We start from the raw sequence: 19,161 nt of genomic DNA on the forward strand, positions 1-19,161 counted from the left end.
CTATCGCTTATGCACGTGAAGGCGCAGATGTGGCGATATCCTACCTGCCTGAGGAGCAGCCTGACGCCGATCGCGTCATCAAAGCTATTGAGGACGCTGGTCAGAAAGCTCTCGCTCTTCCCGGCGATCTCATGAATTTGGAACAGTGCAAGAAAATCGTTGAAGAAACTGTTAAAGCCTTTGGTGGCTTGGACATTTTGGTCAACAACGCTAGCCGTCAGATTTGGCATGACGGGCTTGAAGAAATCTCAGACGAGGACTTCGACAAGACCATGAAGTCTAATATCTACTCTTCATTCCGCGTGACCAAAGCTGCAGTAACACATATGAAACCTGGCTCTTCAATCATTTTCACTTCTTCGATTCAGGCATATGAGCCTTCGGAGACTTTGCTGGACTACGCGCTCACTAAGGCTGCAATGAACAACTTCTCTAAGGGGCTAGCTCAGGACTTGACGCCTAAAGGCATACGTGTGAACGCTGTTGCACCCGGACCATTCTGGACTCCATTGCAGCCTAGCCACGGTCAGCCGACGGAGAAGCTCACTCAGTTCGGTCAGGACACTCCCGTGGGTCGCGCAGGTCAGCCTGTTGAGATTGCGGGCGCTTACGTGTTCCTGGCGTCGGATGAAGCTTCGTATGTATCCGGTGAGACCCTTGGTCTAACCGGCGGTCGTCCCACCCCGTAAGCGGTTTTACTCTAAGTTTTGAGTAGCTGTTTCCCAGTGGCGCACCAGCTCAGCATAGTCTGCGCGGTGCGCCGCTAGTTTAATCCCGGTGTGTTTATCATTGCGGGTTATATTTTCTTCTTGCCAGTGGGGAAGAGCCTGGTTGAAATGCCCGGCGATTTCGCCTTGGGCATTGCAGACGCGCCACCAGGGTACGTTGGTTCCCCACTTTGCCATGAGGTTTCCGACGACGCGCGGTGATTCGCCAGTAATTTTGCCAAGATCCCCATAGGTAGCCATTTTGCCGGCAGGTATACATTCTGCTGCGCGTAGAACCTTTTCAATGCGAAGATCGTCCATCGGTTAAATCACGTCCTTTGCTTTGCGGTTCTTCTGGCTGTCGCTTTCAGAATAAAGGGCTCGAAGCATGATTAAAAAGACTATTGACCAGATAATGCACTGCGAACCACTATCAAATAAAAGAGTTCCCATACTAATTCCCAAGGAACCTGCGTAGGTAACTAGCCATGGTTTCCACTGGATTCGTTGAGAATCTGAGCGAAAATCATAAAGTACGAAAAAACTGGCCACTGCGAAGCAGAGGGCACCTATTACTCCAATGAGCCAGTGTTCTGAAAGGAGCGAGAGCACCAGTCCGTATACAACCCATACGGCGATGGTCCAGTATTTCTCGGAGGATTTGTTGGTATTACCAGGGGAGTTCTGCTGAGTCGTCAAGGAAAATCACCCATCCTGTAATTTGTTGGCGTATGTTGAAAAGTATCTGGCCTACTGGTTCGCCCCATTGGTGGCGAAGCCGATAGGTATAAACAAAAGTTGTCCCGTTGTGCTCAATCCGCGAATTGCTGATTTCTATAAAATCTCCGCATGCCTCCTTTGTTTGATGCCAGATGCTGAGAATCTTTCGTTGGGAAAGTTGCCGGGCTGTCATATAAGTCATCAAAGAATGCAGTGTTGAAATATCCTCACGGTCTAACGCGGTAAAAAATGAGTCGGTAATTTGCTCGATTTCTTTTGTGATTGAATCCAGCGATTTGTCCGTAAGTTTGAGAGAAGCCTGCTGAAACCTTTGAGAGGCAGCTTGCTTGGAAACCCCCATCGCATCGCCGATTTGTTGCCAGGTGACACCCGATTGGCGAGCTCGCCTCACCGCCTCCTCTAATTGAGCAGATGCATCTAACACCTGTTGGTGGGCGTTTGTAATACTGTCTAGTTCTGAAGGGTTTTTCTTCATTGGTTCTCATCAAGGGCTATTTATTTGTGACGTGTCAAGAATTCTTGATATTTCACATCTTTTCATGGCATATGTGATTTGTCAATGAATCTTTACTTTTGGCGTAATTGTTGCTGTGACCCACCCCTACCTGCCGGACAGTGCGGATTATGCAAGAATTGCAGGGTGACTCAAACAAGTGAAACCCCTCAAACTAAGACGAAGAAACTTCAGTTACCCCCGTTGCGACTGGGCAAGCATACGGTAGAAACGCCTGTTATTCTTGCGCCCATGGCTGGCGTAACCAATAAGGCTTTTCGCCGTCTCTGCCGCGAATACGGCGGCGGACTGTATGTTACAGAGATGGTGACCGCGCGTTCGCTGGTGGAGCGCCGTCCTGAGTCACTGCGCATCATTGAGCACGACGATGACGAGAAGATTCGCTCCATTCAGATTTACGGTGTAGACGCCGTCAACGTGGGCAAAGCCGTGCGCATGGTGGTAGAAGAAGACCGCGCCGACCATATCGACCTCAACTTTGGTTGCCCTGTTCCTAAAGTCACCAAGTTAGGTGGCGGATCGGCTCTTCCCTGGAAGACCGATTTGTTCACCGCCATCGTAGAGAATGCGGTGAAAGAGGCAGCACGCAATGATATTCCGGTCACCGTCAAAATGCGTAAAGGCATCGACGATAACCATCTAACGTTCTTGGATTCAGCAAAGATTGCCCGCGATGCAGGTGTAGCTGCCATCGCTTTGCACGGTCGAACCATGGAACAGCACTACTCGGGTCAGGCTGATTGGGACGCTATCGCCGATTTGCGCGAAACTATTCCCGATGTGCCCGTGCTGGGTAACGGTGATATTTTTAGTGCCGAAGACGCGATTGCCATGGTCGAGCAGACTGGCATCGACGGAGTAGTCGTCGGACGAGGCTGTCAAGGTCGTCCCTGGCTCTTTGGTGATTTGCAGAATGCATTTGAAGGCTCGGAAGCTCGCTTCAAGCCCGGTGTAAGTGAAGTAGCCGACATGATTTACCGCCATGCTGAACTGTTGGTGGAAACCTTTGGCGATGAGCTCAAGGGGTTACGCGAGATCCGCAAGCATGTTGCGTGGTACTTCCACGGCTACCCGGTGGGTGGCCAGCTGCGCCAGAAAATGGCAACTGTGCCCGATTTGGCAACTTTTCGTGAGTATCTCTCCGAGCTCGATCACTCAATCGGCTACCCCGGGGAAGCGGTTGAAGGCCCGCGAGGACGTGCAGGTAATCCCAAGAAACCCCATCTGCCCAACGGATGGCTCGATTCGCGAATTCTGGGTGATGCCGAGCGGCTCGGTCTGGTGGATGCGGAACTAGACGTATCGGGCGGCTAAAACTTCTCTTTCAAGGGCGCCTGCTGACTAAGCAGGCGCCCATTGTCATGCCCCGTAGAATAAAAGCATGAGCAAAATCATTGACCCTCAAGACGGCATGGTGCTGGGCGAAGAAGTAGCCAATACTCCCGGCTATTCGGATCAGGATGCCGCGAGATGGGTTCCCGAACACCATCGCAATATTTATCGCTCGGCTTTTGAACGCGACCGTGCGCGGGTTCTTCATTCCAGTGCATTACGCCGCTTGGGTGCGAAGACGCAGGTGATGGACCCTGATACGGATGATTTTGTGCGCACCCGACTGACTCACTCGCTTGAGGTTGCTCAAATCGGCCGCGAGGTAGGGCGCATGCTGGGGTGCGACCCCGACGTCGTCGATACTGCCTGCCTGTCCCACGATTTGGGTCACCCGCCTTTTGGGCATAATGGAGAAACCGCACTGAATAATCTCGCGCGAGAGGCCGGGGGATTTGAAGGTAATGCACAGACCTTGCGCCTGTTGGCTCGACTCGAACCTAAAGTGATTCGCCACGATGGCGGTTCGGCAGGGCTCAATCTCACCCGTGCCACACTCGATGCCACCTGCAAATATCCGTGGCGTATTGAAGACGCTCCCGAGAGAGCTGACGGCAGGCCCAACCGTAAATTCGGGGTCTATGCCGATGATATGCCCGTTTTCGACTGGTTCAGACGCGGTGCTCGCGAAGCCGGTGTGGCACCGCAGCAAAAATGCATGGAAGCTATGGTCATGGATTTGGCGGATGATATTTCCTATTCGGTCCACGATGTTGAAGATGCTGTTTTTGGCGGTCACGTTCAGCCAGAAGTTCTCAAAGATACTGCTAACCGGCAGAGACTGTTTGAGAAAACCAGGCAGTGGTATCTACCCGCGGTGGAGGATGAAAGATTAGATGCCGCCCTGATGCGTCTGGAGTCTTTGGAACGGTGGGTTCCCTATATGAGCGGTACCCGGGCGTCGATGGCAGCGTTCAAAGCGCTCACCTCAAAACTGATTGGTCGTTTCGCTGCGACGTCGATGGAAGCCACCCGGCAACAGTACGGAGTCGATAGACCTCTCACCCGCTACTCCGCGCAACTCATTGTGCCCGAAGAAACCGAACACGAAATTGCTCTGATGAAGGGCATCGCCACCACCTTCGTTATGACGGTACGCGACGCTCAACCTCACTATGAAAATCAGCAAGAAATCCTCGGGGTACTGGTAGAAGCTCTGCTGGAAAACCCCGACTATATGGATTCGGTCTTTCGCGCGGATATGCGCGAATTGGGTCAAAATGATGACACAGCTAAACTGCGTTTAGTAGTCGATCAGGTGGCATCCCTCACCGATCGCTCTGCCGTGGCGCTATACCGCCGTATTACCGGTAACCACTGGGTTCTGGGCGATAAACCACTGTGGTAGAAAGGAACCCCATGCGATCAAAAAATTCGGTCAAACAAATCATTATTGTCTCCATCGCAAGTCTCTGCGTGGGGCTGATGATTGGTTCACTCATTGGGTCATGGGTGTGGGGGCTGGCATCTTTCGCTATTGTGCTCTGCATAGGGTTATCCCCGGCTGATTTTGGGCTAGGGCGAAAGAATCCCAAACCTCCGCTTGAGGACGACGACGAACTGTAGGTCACATCAGCCCCACGCCCTCAGCTGACTCTCTTCACGCGCAGAAGCAATGCTGGCTATCATGTGTAGGTGGCTGGTTTGATTCGACGTGAAGATATAGATGAGGTTCGTTCCCGTACCGATATCCGCGAAATAGTTGAGGGTTATGTAACCCTCAAATCTGCAGGTATTGGTTCGTTCAAAGGGTTATGCCCTTTTCATGATGAGCGGAGCCCCTCCTTTCACGTACGCCCGCAGATGGGTACCTATCACTGCTTTGGCTGTGGTGAATCTGGTGACGTCATCTCTTTCGTTATGCAAATGGATCATACTTCCTTTACGGAGACAGTAGAGAAGCTGGCCGCCCGCATTAGCTACGAACTCCACTACGAGCAGGGCAGCGGCATCAGTAAGGAAGAAGTGGGGCGCCGCCAGCGCCTGTTAGACGCTCATAAAGTAGCCGCCGAATTCTTCCAAAAAAATCTTTACACCCCCGCCGCTCAAGAAGCCCAAAAATTTCTGGGTGGGAGAGGATTTGATCCGCGTTCAACTCAGCAGTTCGGCGTGGGCTATGCCCCGCGCGGCTGGGATAACCTCCTGAAATACATGCGCGCTAAAGGTTTCACCGAGGAAGAGCTCGAGGCCACCGGCATGTTCTCCCGGGGCAATCGAGGGCTTTATGATCGTTTCCGCGGTCGCCTCATGTGGCCCATTCGCGGTATCGCAGGGGAGACCATCGGCTTTGGCGCTCGCAAACTTTTTGAGGACGACCAAGGCCCAAAATATCTCAACACCCCAGAGACTCAGCTCTATAAGAAATCTCAGGTGCTGTACGGCCTCGATCTCGCAAAACGAAATATTGCTAAGAAACGCCAAATCGTGGTGGTCGAGGGGTATACCGACGTTATGGCTGCGCACCTTGCAGGTGTTGATACAGCTGTAGCAACTTGTGGAACCGCTTTTGGCAGCGGACATATCAAGGTAGTCCGCAGACTCATTAGCGACGACGGCACCGGCGGCGAAATTATCTTTACCTTTGACGGCGACGCCGCAGGGCAGAAAGCTGCCCTTTCGGCTTTTCAGGACGACCAGAAATTCGTTGCTCAAACCTTTGTGGCCGTTGCAAAAGACGGCATGGATCCCTGCGATTTACGCCTGAACCGTGGCGACGGCGCCGTGCGTTCGCTGATTGCCTCTCGCCGTCCGCTCTTTGAGTTCGCCCTTAAAGCTACCCTCAAAAACTACGACATGAATACGCTCGAAGGGCGGATTCGCGGTATGAGAGCGGTGGCTCCTATCCTTGCTGGGATTAAGGATCGTACGCTTCGCCCTGCCTATATCCGCGAGGTGTCGGGCTGGCTGGGCATCGAAACCGATGAAGTTCTACGCGCCGTTAACTATGCCCAGGAAAACCCTCAGCAGAGCCACCGGGATAAAGCTAAGGCAGAGCAGGAAGCGAAAGATGCCGTCGAGCGGGCGGAGCAGGCTCGTGCAGAGCAAGAAGCTAACCCGTTTGAGATACCTGACATGCGCGATCCCGTAGCGCGGATGGAACGGGAAGCTCTCGAAGTGGTTGTCCAGGTGCCGCACTATCTTTCCAATGCCCAGTGGCAAGAACTTGCTAAGGTTCAATACCGCTACCGCATGCACTCGGGAATTGCTGAGGGCATTATTGGTGCAGCTGCAGAGGTTGTTCCTGCCCCCGGCACCCACTGGGTTAACAGCGTACGCTCGCAGGCCCCCGAACCGGTTCATGCTCTACTTGCCGAACTCACAGTCTCACCGATTCCTGCGCGAACCGAAGAACAGCTGGCGCGCTATGTGCACGACATCTTAAATAGGCTCTTTGAACAGCAAATCAATCGCCAAAAATCCAACCTGTTGATGAATCTCCAAAGATTAGACCCGACAGCCGACGCCGAAGAATTCCAAGATATCCAGCGCTCCCTCCTGGAATTAGAACTTCGACGGCGTAGCATCATGGAGGGGCAGGACTAATCTGGTGCAAGTGAGGGAGGTCACCCTCGCTCAATTTGCACGGTTCTATAAACCTGTGTAGAGTTATTACTCGTTGCGGCGAACAAAAGCCCTAACAAAATATTCCTCCGTAGCTCAATTGGCAGAGCATTCGACTGTTAATCGAAGGGTTACTGGTTCGAGTCCAGTCGGGGGAGCATTTATAAAAACCCACCAGTTCTTGCTGGTGGGTTTTTGATTTTAAACAATAAACTTGTCGAAACGAACTATTTTCAGGTAATGACCAGGCGCTACACCGTATAAACTAAAGGGCTGATACACTAAAACCAAAGTAAACTTAGTTTAGAGGTAGGGTATGACCGAGAAAATCGTGACAGTCAACCCCGACAGCGCACGCGCAGAAAGCGTCCGCGTTGAAGGTGTTCGCACTGATGCAGCAAAAGGCCCCCGTGTACGCACAGCCTTTGCAAATCTCAAGGAAAGCGCAAGCCGTTCTATCGATGCCACTAAGGTTATCGGTCGTCTAGCGCCCAAACAGATTAAAGACGAGATTCAGATTGCAAAATTTGAACTCAAAGATAAAGGCATTGGCGTAGGTAAGGGCGCAGCGGTTGCCGCTGTTGGTCTTTTCTTCGCTCTCTGCATGCTCATTGCATTGGTGAGCGCAGCTATTCTAGGCCTGGCAGAGATTATGCCCGGCTGGCTCGCAGCACTCATTCTCGCAGCAGTGTTCTTGATTCTCACCGCAATTTTTGTTCTCATCGGCATCGGCATGATCAAGAAGCAACTTCCGTTCAAGCCCGAATCCGCAATCTTCGGTGTTCTCTACGACTTGGGTGTTCTCAAAGATGGCTCCGCCATGAATTCCTCACGTTTGAAGCGTGAACAGGAAGAAAAGGCGAAGGCAAAGCAGGAAGAGAAGGAAGCCAAGAAGGCTGCTGAAAAGGAAGAAGCTGAGAAGGAAGGCGGGCAGGCTCCTGCCGCTAACGAAGACCAGCTCAAGCAGCGAACCAACCAGCGCCGTGAACACCTCAAGACTCTTCGCGATGACCTAGACCTACAGGTTAACAGCGTGAAGTCCGAAGGTACCAACCTGGTTGCTGGCTCCAAGGCTAATGTTCAGAACGCTCCCGGCGAGGCAAAAGTAAAGTTCGCATCTCACGGTCGTCAGTTCACCCAGAATGCAACTGACCCTGAAGCCCTCAAAGCCCGCTGGGGTTCATTCGCAGCTCTTGCAGCATCTGTCAGCGCGTTCTTTGTATTCCTCGGAAAACTTATCAAGCGCTAAAGACTCTAAGAGCACATAAAAGATGAACGTCTCGTACCGAAAGGTACGGGGCGTTTTTCTGTAACCGCACAGGTGTGCGCCGTCGTCCGGACGCCTATATTTTCCCCCTTAATACAGCATCCTCGTGGCAAGCTTCAATCTGAACATGGCACAATTGAAAAAGAGCTTTCAATCCTCAAGACGTGAATAGGTGCAAACACGGATGACCACTGGCCCCCTGACCATCATGATTGGCGCCGATACTTACCCACCAGATATTAACGGTGCTGCTCAATTCGGACATCGGTTGGCGGTAGCTATGAAGGATCGAGGGCATCAAGTTCATGTGGTAGCTGCTAACCCCGATGAGGCGAAGAGCGAGAAACGACTGGTAGACGGCATCACAGAGCATCGTCTAGTATCTCATCACGCACCTACCCACCCCTACATCCGTATTTGTACGCCCTGGGGTATATGGCGTGAAGTAGGTCAGATTCTCGACGACGTAAAGCCCGACGTCGTGCACGTTCAGTGCCACTATATTGTGGGGCGTGTTCTGGTGCTACAGGCTAAACGGCGAGGTATTCGCATTATTGCAACCAACCACTTTATGCCGGAGAACCTTGACCCATTTCTACCTTTTCCCCAGTGGTTCAATGATGCTTTTGCACGTTTCAGCTGGGGGGATATGCGCCGTATTTTGGAGCGTGCCCAGATCGTAACGACCCCGACTCCCATCGCGGCTAAAGCGATGAAAGAATCGGGACATTTCAAGAAACCAGTTATTCCAATTTCCAATGGGATTGAATTGGCTGATTACGAGCCAAATCCTGATGAAGTCATTTCTAAAAATCCAGAAGAAATGCGGATATTCTTCGCTGGACGCCTGGCGATTGAGAAAAACATCGATGTACTGATTGAAGCGTTTTCGCAGTTACCATCGCGTCTCAACCACGTGGTGTTAGAAATCGCGGGCACTGGAGAAATCTTAGAAACTCTGCAGAAGAAGGCGCAGGAATGCGGAGTCGAAGACCGTGTTCGATTCTTGGGATACGTCAGCGATGAAGAGCTACGCGAAGGCTATCTGAGAGCAAATGTATTCTGTCAGCCAGGTACTGCTGAATTGCAATCTTTAGTGACGCTGGAGGCTATGAGTGCTTCGCGCCCGTTGGTGCTCGCTAATGCGCTCGCGCTACCTCACTTGGTAGAAGAGGGAAAAAACGGTTTTCTGTTTGAACCAGGTAATTCTTCCGATCTTGCTGAGAAACTAGGCTTTATTCTGGAACTCCCTCAAGCTGAACGGAAAGCGATGGGCGCTTATAGCCACGAAATGGTGAAAAAGCACGCGGCGAAGAAGACATGGGACATGTTCGAATCTCTTTATACGTCCAGCCAGAAGTACTATGAATTCGTAGCGAGCCAGCACAAAAACTAAAGGTAGTTCCACGAAGGCACGCAAACAATTTTAGAATTTTTGATTATCTCAGGTAATCTATAAGAGTTGTTTATAGAAACAGCGGGGGGCTTTAGCTCAGCTGGTTAGAGCAGGGGACTCATAATCCCTTGGTCGCGGGTTCAAGTCCCGCAGGCCCTACAGAGGTTAGCTCGTTCGGAGCTACCATGTGATAAGTCGTTCCGGTCGGTATGAATCCGACTGGGACGACTTTTTTCTTGCCATAGTCATCTCCGCGGTGATAAGTGACTGACCGTCTACGCTCGTTTTGACCAGGTATATCTGGTCAAAACGAGCTACGCCGGTCACATCGCCCCTCTCAGCTTGCTACGCCGCAAAGTCTTCACCAATCGGTAGCAGGACGCTTGGATCTTCTACCCCTAAAAAGAGCAAAGGGTTGAGGTATTCGGCGGATTTGCCGGTGCCTTCTCGAACGCCCCAATGGATACATAGCTGGGAGCAGTGAGAAATCGCCGGATCTATCTCGGCGATTTTCTCTCCCGCCTTTACAGCTGTGCCCACTTTTAACGGTTGGGCGACGGGTTCGAAGCTTGAACGACGTCCGTCCTCATGTTCAATGGTTATCACCGTGCGGTCTACTACTTTGCCGGCAAACACGACTTTTCCCGCAGCGGGGGAGCGAATCGTTGCGTCGTCCGCCGCTAAATCCACCCCGCGATGCCCGGAGTTCCATTTTTGGGCAGGCTTGTCAAAGTCGCGCAGAACTTGTGCATTCTGATGGGTAGGCCATTGCCAACGGGGATATTCGCTAGAAATCGCAGGAGATAGAGCAAGCGCATGTGTAAATAGCAGCACGACGAACCAGCAGATGAGTACCGTGCGTAGATGAAGAACTGCTCTGAAAGAGTTACATAACCGGGGCATTTGAAGTCCTTGAGAAATAGGTTCGGTCGTCTCTTAGCTCATCAGAAAATCTCACCCCAAAATACGTTTTACAAAAATTGTGGATATCTTTGCCCCGAGTACACCGATTTTTTGATTATCCACAAGCTTCAGTACGCAAAGTTAAGAACGAAGCGGTGATCTAACGCCGTGTAACCTACTTTTCGAGCCCGGTTTAAGCGGACGCAGTGACCTCCACAATCGGGACGAATACTGTATAGTTAAACATTGCAGTTTGCTCTGTGCGGGTTATCCGTGCTCGAAATCATTTCGGTGATTAGAGATGAGTAAAAATACCGATTACATACGGTATTTATCAGAGGGGAAACCCTCTGATCTGACAACGCGAAATACAAAGCTAATCGAACTCGCTTGTGAGTAAAAAGAGAAGCGAAGGGACTTTCGGTCCGGCATCAGCCGGTGAAGGCCTGAGAGGATCTGCTGATAAGCAGAGAATCTGAGTATTTCCAGGACGAGCGAATGCTCAACATGTAACCGATAACTACTATGCGCGTGTACGGCTAGCCTTGAATAAGGGGTCGGCACGGCTACAAAGGAGACGACATGCCCGTCGTAACTATGCGTCAGCTTCTTGATTCCGGTGTTCACTTTGGTCACCAGACCCGCCGCTGGAACCCTAAGATGAAGCGTTTCATTTTCACCGAGCGCAATGGTATCTACATCATTGACTTGCAGCAGTCACTGGCTTTCATTGACCAGGCATACGAAGCTGTAAAGTCAACCGTTGCTCACGGTGGCACCGTACTTTTCGTTGGTACCAAGAAGCAGGCTCAGGAAGCTATTGCTGAACAGGCTACCCGCGTTAACATGCCTTACGTTAACCACCGCTGGCTCGGTGGTATGCTCACTAACTTCGAGACCGTTTCCAAGCGAATCGATCGTATGAAGGAACTTGAGCAGATTGACTTTGACGACGTAGCAGGCTCACAGTTCACCAAGAAGGAACTGCTGCTTCTTCGCCGCGAGCACGAAAAGCTGGAGAAGACCCTCGGCGGTATCCGCGATCTGAAGAAGGCACCTTCATTGGTGTGGATCGTTGACACCAAAAAGGAACACCTTGCAGTTGACGAAGCTCAGAAGCTCAACATCCCCGTTGTCGCTATCCTCGACACCAACTGTGACCCCGATGAGGTTTCATTCCCCATCCCCGGTAACGACGACGCTATCCGCTCGGTCAACCTGCTGACCCGCGTTATCGCAGATGCTGTTGCAGAAGGTCTCTTGGAGCGCAACAACAAGAAGTCCGGTAAGGGCTCCGCTGAAGAGCCTATGGCTGAGTGGGAGCGCGAGCTCCTCGAACAGCACGAATCAGCTAAGACTGAGAAATCAGCTCAGACCGAAGAAGCTGCTTCAACCGAAGCTTCAGCAGAATAATTATGCTGTGTAGGACGGTGCCCGCCCACTTAGGTGGGCGCCGTCTTCTTTTCACATTGTCCCGGGCGTAAAATACTGGGCAGATAAGAACTTTGAACTAAAACAATCAAGGAGTTCACTATGGCGAACTACACCGCAGCAGACATCAAGGCTCTGCGCGAAAAGACCGGTGCTGGCATGCTCGACGTTAAGAAGGCTCTTGACGAGGCTAACGGCGACCAGCAGAAGGCACAGGAAATCATTCGCGTGAAGGGCCTCAAGGGCATCACCAAGCGTGAAGGCCGTGCAGCAGCTGAGGGTCTTGTAGCAGCACGCGTTGAAAACGGCGTTGGCTACATGGTTGAGGTTAACTCAGAAACTGACTTCGTTGCTAAGTCTGACCCCTTCATCGAATTCGGTAACAACGTTCTTGAAGCAGCTATTGCTTCAGGCGCTTCCACCGTTGAAGAACTCAATGCAGCTTCTATCAACGGCAAGACCGTTGAAGAACTGACCACCGACGCTGGCGCACTGCTGGGCGAAAAGGTTGTTGTTCGTCGCGTTGCACGCGTTGAGGGCGAGACCGTAGCTGTTTACCTGCACAAGACCTCCAAGGATCTTCCTGCGCAGGTTGGCGTTTTGCTCGCTGTTGACGGCGAAGGCAAGGACGACGTTGCTCACGACGTAGCAGTTCACATTGCTGCAATGTCACCCAAGTACCTGAACTCTGAGGCTATTCCCGCAGCAGATGTCGACGCTGAAAAGCGTGTTGCTGAGGAAACCGCAGCAGCTGAGGGCAAGCCTGAGCAGATCATTCCTAAGATCGTTGAAGGCAAGCTGAAGGCTTTCTACAAGGAGAACACCCTTCTTGATCAGGACTTCGCTAAGGACTCCTCAAAGTCTGTAGCTAAGGTTCTGGAAGAGAGCGGTGCTACCGCTACCGCTTTCGAGCGTTTCCGCGTGGGTGCATAAGTTCTTTTTGAATCCTTAGGTGAGTCCTCAGGTTAGTTCGAACTAGCCTGAAAGTGCAGTGTGATTTGTGCACAGATTCGCCGATTACAAAGGAGAGTGCCGGTTCCGGTGCTCTCCTTTGTCGTATGCTGTTCTAGAAGGTGCCCTGGAGGCACAAAATAATACGAATATACCGATATGAGAGGTTTCTCGATGACTGATACACCTACCCCCGCTATCCATCGCGATGATACAGGACGACGTCGCGTCCTCCTGAAGCTTTCGGGCGAGGTTTTTGGCGGTGGCCAAGTCGGTATTTCAACTGAGGTCATCCGCGGAGTAGCGGAACAGATTGCTGCAACCGTGGGCCAGGTTGAGACTTCCATCGTGATTGGTGGAGGTAACTTCTTCCGCGGTGCTGAGCTGTCCCAAGCTGGTATGGACCGTTCACGTGCGGACTACATGGGAATGCTGGGTACCGTGATGAACTCGTTGGCTCTGCAGGATTTCTTGGAGCAGGCGGGGATTGACACGCGTGTGCAGTCGGCAATTACTATGCCGCAGGTTGCTGAGACCTACATCCCCCGTCGCGCTATTCGCCATATGCAGAAAGACCGCGTGGTTATTTTCGGTGCAGGCGCAGGGCTACCCTATTTCTCCACTGATACTGTGGCAGCGCAGCGTGCGTTGGAAATTCAGGCAGATGAAGTTCTGGTAGCGAAGAATGGCGTAGACGGCATTTACACTGCGGATCCCAATAAGGATCCTGAAGCGGAACGTCTTTACCACCTGACCTACGATGAGGCGTTGCAGCGCAATATCCGTGTTATGGATCAGACTGCGTTCTCCCTGTGCAAAGACAACAACGTGGCAATGCGTGTGTTTGGTATGCAGGGCGATGGTAACGTCACCCGCGCCATTTTGGGTGAAGAGATGGGTACGCTCGTCACCGCCTAAGTTGTGGCTCTCAATCTGGGTTCCTCGCTGCTGCAAAAAATATTTGTAGCGGAGGGACCCTTTTTGTTTTTGAGGAAAGGAAAAAATACTATGCGAAAAATTGCAAAGATTTATAAGACACAGTTGAACCCGACCAAAACGCACATAGTGAATCGGTTGATAGGTACCGGCGATCTCTACGCAAGTTGGAGGCTTCTTGATCGTGAGGGAGAAGTGGGGATTGAGAGCTTAGTATGCCTTGCTGCGGCGGGGGAGCTGTATCAGATTCCCTTGACCTACCGTGCTCGTAAAATTTCAGATGATACAACTCTTTTGACTCTGGAGCATGGCGTGCTAGGGTGCCGGTGGGTGAGCCCTATGACCAAAGACCGGGTTGCAATAGGAGAACTGCTCGATACTGTTCTGGGGCAAGAACAGGGTGCCCTGCCATCGCAACGGGAGGTTCACGTCCTTGATGTACGAGGCGAAGGCAATCATCGATTTGGGCAGTGGAATCTCAATACGGTTCAAATAAATGCATCCACCCTGTACACGTGTACCGGCAGCATAGAGATTGATGGCATCAGAAGAAACTTTGTAGTGGACTTTCCCGAAAAGTTGCAGGACGCCGCAACCTATGTGCCCGCCCCCGGAGAATTACTACTGGTGGGTGAGTGGGAAGAGAACCCTGCTCAAGAATATGTAGTAGCCACCGTACGGTTCCCATAATTTCTAGGAGTAACTGGATTTTTCCAATTCAGCACACATTCACTAAATCCACTAGACTGGAAAGAGCTATACGTTTAGCGTCTTGAGCGCTACATCTACTAAAGGAGATCACAGGTGATTGAAGAAACTCTCGCTGATGCAGGCACCAAGATGGACAAAGCCATTGTTGCGCTGCAGAACGAATACGCTAATGTACGCACGGGGCGAGCTAACCCCTCACTCTTTGCATCCATCACTGTAGAGTACTACGGCACTTCTACTCCTATGCAGCAGCTGGCTTCTTTCCAGACTCCCGAGGCTCGCACTATCTTGATTACTCCTTATGACAAGTCTGCGTTGAAGGATATTGAAGACGCCCTGCGCAACTCTGACTTGGGCGCTAACCCTGCCAATGACGGTAACGTTATCCGCGTTGTCATGCCAGAGATGACCGAAGAGCGCCGTCGTGATTACATCAAGCTCGTCGGAAATAAGACTGAAGAAGCACGTGTATCCGTTCGTAACATCCGTCGTACTGCAAAGACCGCCATCGAAAAGGCTGTCAAGGACGGCGAAATTGGCGAAGACGAAGGTTCACGCGGTGAAAAGGAACTCGATGCGTTGACGAAGAAGCACGTTGATTCCATCGACGAGCTCTACAAGCGCAAGGAAGCTGAGCTTCTCGAGGTTTAATCGATGAGCCAGCTCACTGAAACGAAACCCGAACCTAAGAAGTCGCGGGCGGGGCGTAACCTGCCCGCTGCTATTGGGGTCGGTGTTGTGCTTGGCTCGCTGTTAATTATTGGCCTATTCTTTATTCCCTGGCTCTTGGTCAGCTTGGCTGCTGCGGCAGCAGGCGTGGGTACCTGGGAAATCGTGAACGGCATTAATCAGAAGCGCGGCATGGGGATTCCTCTAGTGCCGGCTGTTGTGATTGCTCTGGTGCTACCTTTCATTGCTTATGTGGGGGGCGGTCAGTGGCTGATTTTCGCCGTCGTTGCCTCGATTCTTTGCCTGATTGCTTTCCGTCTTTTTGGTTCAAAAGACGGCATGATTATGTCGGTCATGGGGTCAATCTTTGCGATTGCATGGGTTCCTTTCATGCTGGCACTGGCTATGCTTCTCTTTCGAGAAGAAGGTGGCTCGGGCAAGATTTTTATGATTCTGATTATGGCAATCGGTAATGACACCTGGGGCTATATCGCAGGGGTTCTGTGGGGCAAGCATCCTATGGCTCCTAAGATTTCACCCAAGAAAACCTGGGAGGGATTCGCCGGTTCCATGGTGGGTTCCATCATCGTGGGCATCATTGCTTCGATGTTCATTGATGAGCCCTGGTGGTTCGGCGTAGTGCTAGCAGTATTTCTGGTGATTACGGCAACCACAGGAGACCTTGCTGAATCTATGGTGAAACGCGAAATCGGAATTAAAGATATGTCCAATATTTTGCCCGGTCATGGTGGGGTAATGGATCGCTTGGATTCCATTGTTTTTTGCCTCGCCATTGGCTATGTGTTGTTCGCTCTTTTTGCCCTGATTGCCTAATCGCTTCATTGAATTGTTCGGTCTTCGTGGCATGATGGGTGCGGTAGTTCTCTACCGCACCCATTTATTTTTAATACATTTGGAGGGCTAGTGAAGCACCGACAGACTTCAAGTATCGGCGAATTTATTGTGGTGGATGAACACCAGCAGGGGTATTCGCGCACTGAAGTTGATGCGTACTTCGCGGGGTTAGCGGATGACTTTGAGCTACTACGGAAGGGCATTCCAGATAGCCGTGTTCAAAGCTCCGCTGATATTCGCCGGCAGTCATTTGAAGCTGAGCAAGGTGGGTACTCGCCTTCGGATGTAGATCATGCGCTCGATCGAGTGGAAGATCGATTTGCCGAATTTGAGCGTCGTCTGTTTATCGAAAAACACGGACGAATCGCATGGGAGCATGCCGTTGAAGAAACGGCAGAGTTGGTGATGGGGCGCCTCAATCGAGCAGAAGGGCATCGTTTCCGCCGTCCATCTCATAAGCTCACCAAAGGGTATTTTGTGAAGGACGTCGACGCATTGTGCAATCGGCTGCGCGACCATTTTCGTTCGGCAGAAGAACTCTCTCCGGCTGTTATTCGCAATGCTGTGTTTTCTAGTGCAACGGGGGACATGTGCTATGAAGAAACTCAGGTGGACGCTTTCTTAGATAGGTGCATTTCTCTCATGCTCGATTTGCGCTAGTCGTTGTTTGATGATGCCCCTTTTCGCGGTTGTGTGAAAAGGGGCATCTTCATCAGATGTCAGTTATCCCAGAATGTTAAAACGATGCGTGACGACGTTGAAAATGAAGACTTTCCCTGTAACTCAGATTACTTACTAATTTGTCTGCATAACGCATGTTTTCCTGAAAAGTATGTGTATGCTAATACAGTTACATTAATAAGTAGGCGAACTAATAACGATGTTTGTCTCTGCAGAAAGGAAGAACATCTTGGGTATTCTTAGCTGGATTATTCTCGGTCTGATTGCTGGCGCTCTAGCAAAACTCATCATGCCCGGTAAGCAGGGTGGCGGTATTCTCGCGACTATGGTTCTCGGTATCATTGGTGCATTCCTTGGCGGTTTGATTGGTAACTTCATCCCCGGTCTGTCCAACGGCATCAACCACATCAGCATTGGAACTATCATCACCTCCATCATCGGTGCTTTAATCGTTCTCTTCATCTGGGGCAAGTTGGTTGCTAACAAGCGCTAAGCTTCCTCTCAGCTGAGAGATTCCCCTCACCTCTAAGGTGGGGGGAATTTTTTGTCTCTGCATTTACTTATCCAACTAGACTCAAATCAAACGATTCACACTACTTTCACTGACGAGGGCCCATCACTTGAGCAGTATTCTCCGCATTCTTCGAGCCACTAAAGAACTCACCCCCTTCTATGTCGGCATTATGCTGTGCGCCATCCTTACCTCAGCGAGCGCGCTGATTGCCCCCTTCGTAATCAAAGGGGCTACCGATACGGTGGTTGCTTATCACAATGGAGACCAGTCACGCGGTCTGAGCGTTATCGTATGGTTTGCCGTGGCTTATCTTGCCTCTCAGTTGCTCAACACTATTTTTAACAACGTGGGCGGCTATTTGGGTGATGTGATGAGCCAGCGCATGCGTACCAGCTTGTCGGTGCGTTACTTCGACAAGTTGCTCTCGCTTCCTCTCTCATATTTCGATGAAGAACTTACCGGCACTATCATTTCGCGCTTGAACCGTACTATTACTGAGATTGCTCGGTTCATCCAAATGTTCTCCAATACGATGTCTTCCATGCTGATTACCACCGTGGCTGTGCTTGCCATCAGCGGCTGGTATTACTGGCCGCTTGCCGTCCTGCTGATTATTATCTTCCCCGTGTACCTATGGCTGACCAGCCGCACCAGTGTGAAGTGGCAGGTGTGGGAAACGGAAAAGAACCAGGATATTGACGCGGCGTCGGGCAGGTTCAACGAGGTCATTGGACAGATTCGCGTGGTGAAGTCATTTGGTCAGGAACGCCGCGAGCTTGGCCTGTTTAGCAAGCTGTTTCACCGCACCATTGGTACAACCCAGAAGCAGTCCCGCTACTGGCACCTGATGGATATTTATCGCCTGGCGTTCTTGAATATCATGTTCTTTGTGCTGTACCTGATTATTTTTGTTCGCACTATTCAGGGGTTTTTCTCCATTGGCGACATGGTTTTGCTGATTCAGCTGATGACCATGGCTGTGGCTCCTGTGACTTCTCTGAGTTGGATTGTGGATGCTACGCAGCGCGCCATCGCTGGTTCGCAGGATTACTTCAAGGTGATGGAACATCCGGCAGATCCGCGGTCCCTGGCTATTACTGCGGAAGGTAAACACTCTCAGGAGCCAGAGCCGGTCAAGGCGGCTCCTGGCGAAGAAATCATCCGTTTCCATAACGTCACCTTTGGTTATGAGGGAGAGGAAGATGTTCTGCATGATATCGATTTATCCATCAAGCGCGGAGAAAAGATTGCGTTTGTGAGCGAATCAGGCGGCGGCAAATCAACCCTGATGGCCTTGCTAGAAGGTCTATATGATCCTCGTACCGGTTCAGTAACCGTAGACGGAATGGACATCGTTGGCGGCGACCTTGAAAAGCTACGTTCGCAAATCGGCATGGTGTTCCAGGACGCTTCCTTATTCTCTGGCACTATCGCAGAGAACATTGCCTACGCACGTCCGGGCGCTACCGAAGATGAAATAGAACAAGCAGCCATCAAAGCTAACGCAGATAAATTTATTCGCGGGTTTAAAGATGGCTACCAGTCCGTAATTGGTGAGCGCGGTTTGAAACTCTCCGGAGGACAGAAGCAACGCATCGCCGTAGCGCGAGCTATTCTCAAGGACGCCCCCATCCTGATTCTGGACGAAGCTACCTCAGCACTGGATACCAAGGCAGAACGCGCCGTCCAAAAGGGTCTCGACGAGCTCATGGTAGGGCGAACCTCCCTCATCATTGCGCACCGCCTCTCCACTATCTCGGCAGTTGACCGAATCGTCACCTTGCGCAACGGCAAGATCGAAGAGATCGGCTCACCAACAGAACTAGCACAATCAGGCGGTATCTATTCCGAGCTGCTGAGCCTACAAAACTCATCGACAAAGCAGGACAAGAAACGCCTGCAAAGTTTTGACATCGTGGGCTAACTAGTTGCAGT

The 19,161-nt window shown here is 51.3% G+C and carries 19 protein-coding genes and 2 tRNA genes; 18 read left to right on the plus strand and 3 right to left on the minus strand.

Going from position 1 to position 19,161, the window contains the following annotated elements; genetic code table 11:
* Window positions 1–689, plus strand: a 689-nt coding sequence (locus A7E48_RS00180; RefSeq protein WP_068167874.1) for an SDR family oxidoreductase, incomplete at its 5' end; no start/stop codon positions are given.
* Between the two features lie 6 nt (window positions 690–695).
* Here A7E48_RS00180 and A7E48_RS00185 read toward each other — a convergent pair.
* Both A7E48_RS00185 and A7E48_RS00195 read right to left on the minus strand, forming a co-directional pair.
* Window positions 696–1,028 (minus strand): MGMT family protein, encoded by a 333-nt coding sequence (locus A7E48_RS00185; RefSeq protein WP_068167877.1) that lies wholly within the window; start codon window positions 1,026–1,028, stop codon window positions 696–698.
* 349 nt (window positions 1,029–1,377) lie between these two features.
* Complete coding sequence (locus A7E48_RS00195; RefSeq protein WP_068167882.1) at window positions 1,378–1,923, minus strand: hypothetical protein; 546 nt, start codon at window positions 1,921–1,923, stop codon at window positions 1,378–1,380.
* Window positions 1,924–2,007: 84 nt separating this feature from the next.
* On the opposite strand from A7E48_RS00195, the gene dusB reads away from it, so the two are divergent.
* The 8 genes from dusB (at window position 2,008) to A7E48_RS00235 (ending at window position 9,734) form a co-directional block, all read left to right on the plus strand.
* Window positions 2,008–3,276 carry a tRNA dihydrouridine synthase DusB gene (dusB, locus tag A7E48_RS00200; protein ID WP_083147075.1) on the plus strand — a complete coding sequence of 423 codons (1,269 nt, stop codon included), beginning with the start codon at window positions 2,008–2,010 and terminating at the stop codon, window positions 3,274–3,276.
* Window positions 3,277–3,373: 97 nt separating this feature from the next.
* Complete coding sequence (locus A7E48_RS00205; RefSeq protein WP_369796745.1) at window positions 3,374–4,699, plus strand: deoxyguanosinetriphosphate triphosphohydrolase; 1,326 nt, start codon at window positions 3,374–3,376, stop codon at window positions 4,697–4,699.
* Window positions 4,700–4,710: 11 nt separating this feature from the next.
* Window positions 4,711–4,917, plus strand: a complete 207-nt coding sequence (locus A7E48_RS00210; RefSeq protein ID WP_068167885.1) for a hypothetical protein — start codon at window positions 4,711–4,713, stop codon at window positions 4,915–4,917.
* A 69-nt stretch (window positions 4,918–4,986) separates the two neighbouring features.
* Window positions 4,987–6,894: a DNA primase gene (gene dnaG, locus A7E48_RS00215; RefSeq protein ID WP_068167886.1), complete on the plus strand. Its 1,908-nt coding sequence runs from the start codon at window positions 4,987–4,989 to the stop codon at window positions 6,892–6,894.
* Between the two features lie 103 nt (window positions 6,895–6,997).
* A tRNA-Asn gene (locus A7E48_RS00220) sits at window positions 6,998–7,070 on the plus strand.
* A gap of 158 nt (window positions 7,071–7,228) precedes the next feature.
* Window positions 7,229–8,161: a phage holin family protein gene (locus A7E48_RS00225; RefSeq protein ID WP_083147076.1), complete on the plus strand. Its 933-nt coding sequence runs from the start codon at window positions 7,229–7,231 to the stop codon at window positions 8,159–8,161.
* A gap of 202 nt (window positions 8,162–8,363) precedes the next feature.
* Complete coding sequence (locus A7E48_RS00230; protein WP_068167887.1) at window positions 8,364–9,575, plus strand: glycosyltransferase; 1,212 nt, start codon at window positions 8,364–8,366, stop codon at window positions 9,573–9,575.
* Between the two features lie 85 nt (window positions 9,576–9,660).
* Window positions 9,661–9,734, plus strand: a tRNA-Ile gene (locus A7E48_RS00235).
* 186 nt (window positions 9,735–9,920) lie between these two features.
* Here the strand turns inward: A7E48_RS00235 and A7E48_RS00240 are convergent.
* Window positions 9,921–10,478, minus strand: a complete 558-nt coding sequence (locus A7E48_RS00240; RefSeq protein WP_083147077.1) for a M23 family metallopeptidase — start codon at window positions 10,476–10,478, stop codon at window positions 9,921–9,923.
* A gap of 582 nt (window positions 10,479–11,060) precedes the next feature.
* Here A7E48_RS00240 and rpsB point away from each other — a divergent pair.
* The 9 genes from rpsB to A7E48_RS00285 all read left to right on the plus strand — a co-directional run bounded on the left by rpsB (window position 11,061) and on the right by A7E48_RS00285 (window position 19,150).
* Complete coding sequence (rpsB, locus tag A7E48_RS00245; protein WP_068167890.1) at window positions 11,061–11,891, plus strand: 30S ribosomal protein S2; 831 nt, start codon at window positions 11,061–11,063, stop codon at window positions 11,889–11,891.
* Between the two features lie 120 nt (window positions 11,892–12,011).
* Entirely contained in the window at window positions 12,012–12,842 is an 831-nt protein-coding gene (gene tsf, locus A7E48_RS00250; protein ID WP_068167893.1) for a translation elongation factor Ts, read from the plus strand.
* A 192-nt stretch (window positions 12,843–13,034) separates the two neighbouring features.
* Window positions 13,035–13,778: a UMP kinase gene (gene pyrH, locus A7E48_RS00255; RefSeq protein ID WP_068167895.1), complete on the plus strand. Its 744-nt coding sequence runs from the start codon at window positions 13,035–13,037 to the stop codon at window positions 13,776–13,778.
* A gap of 90 nt (window positions 13,779–13,868) precedes the next feature.
* Window positions 13,869–14,486, plus strand: a complete 618-nt coding sequence (locus tag A7E48_RS00260; protein WP_068167898.1) for a hypothetical protein — start codon at window positions 13,869–13,871, stop codon at window positions 14,484–14,486.
* 114 nt (window positions 14,487–14,600) lie between these two features.
* Window positions 14,601–15,158, plus strand: coding sequence for a ribosome recycling factor (gene frr / locus A7E48_RS00265; protein WP_068167899.1), 558 nt, complete (start codon window positions 14,601–14,603; stop codon window positions 15,156–15,158).
* 3 nt (window positions 15,159–15,161) lie between these two features.
* Window positions 15,162–16,010 (plus strand): CDP-archaeol synthase, encoded by an 849-nt coding sequence (locus A7E48_RS00270; protein WP_068167900.1) that lies wholly within the window; start codon window positions 15,162–15,164, stop codon window positions 16,008–16,010.
* Window positions 16,011–16,100: 90 nt separating this feature from the next.
* Window positions 16,101–16,691, plus strand: coding sequence for a DivIVA domain-containing protein (locus tag A7E48_RS00275; RefSeq protein ID WP_083147078.1), 591 nt, complete (start codon window positions 16,101–16,103; stop codon window positions 16,689–16,691).
* A gap of 250 nt (window positions 16,692–16,941) precedes the next feature.
* Entirely contained in the window at window positions 16,942–17,205 is a 264-nt protein-coding gene (locus A7E48_RS00280; protein ID WP_068167901.1) for a GlsB/YeaQ/YmgE family stress response membrane protein, read from the plus strand.
* Between the two features lie 127 nt (window positions 17,206–17,332).
* Complete coding sequence (locus A7E48_RS00285) at window positions 17,333–19,150, plus strand: ABC transporter ATP-binding protein (protein WP_068167903.1); 1,818 nt, start codon at window positions 17,333–17,335, stop codon at window positions 19,148–19,150.
* Window positions 19,151–19,161: the final 11 nt, after the last annotated feature.

The sequence above is a fragment of the Rothia sp. ND6WE1A genome (genome assembly GCF_001683935.1).
Classification (GTDB): Bacteria; Actinomycetota; Actinomycetes; order Actinomycetales; family Micrococcaceae; genus Rothia; species Rothia amarae.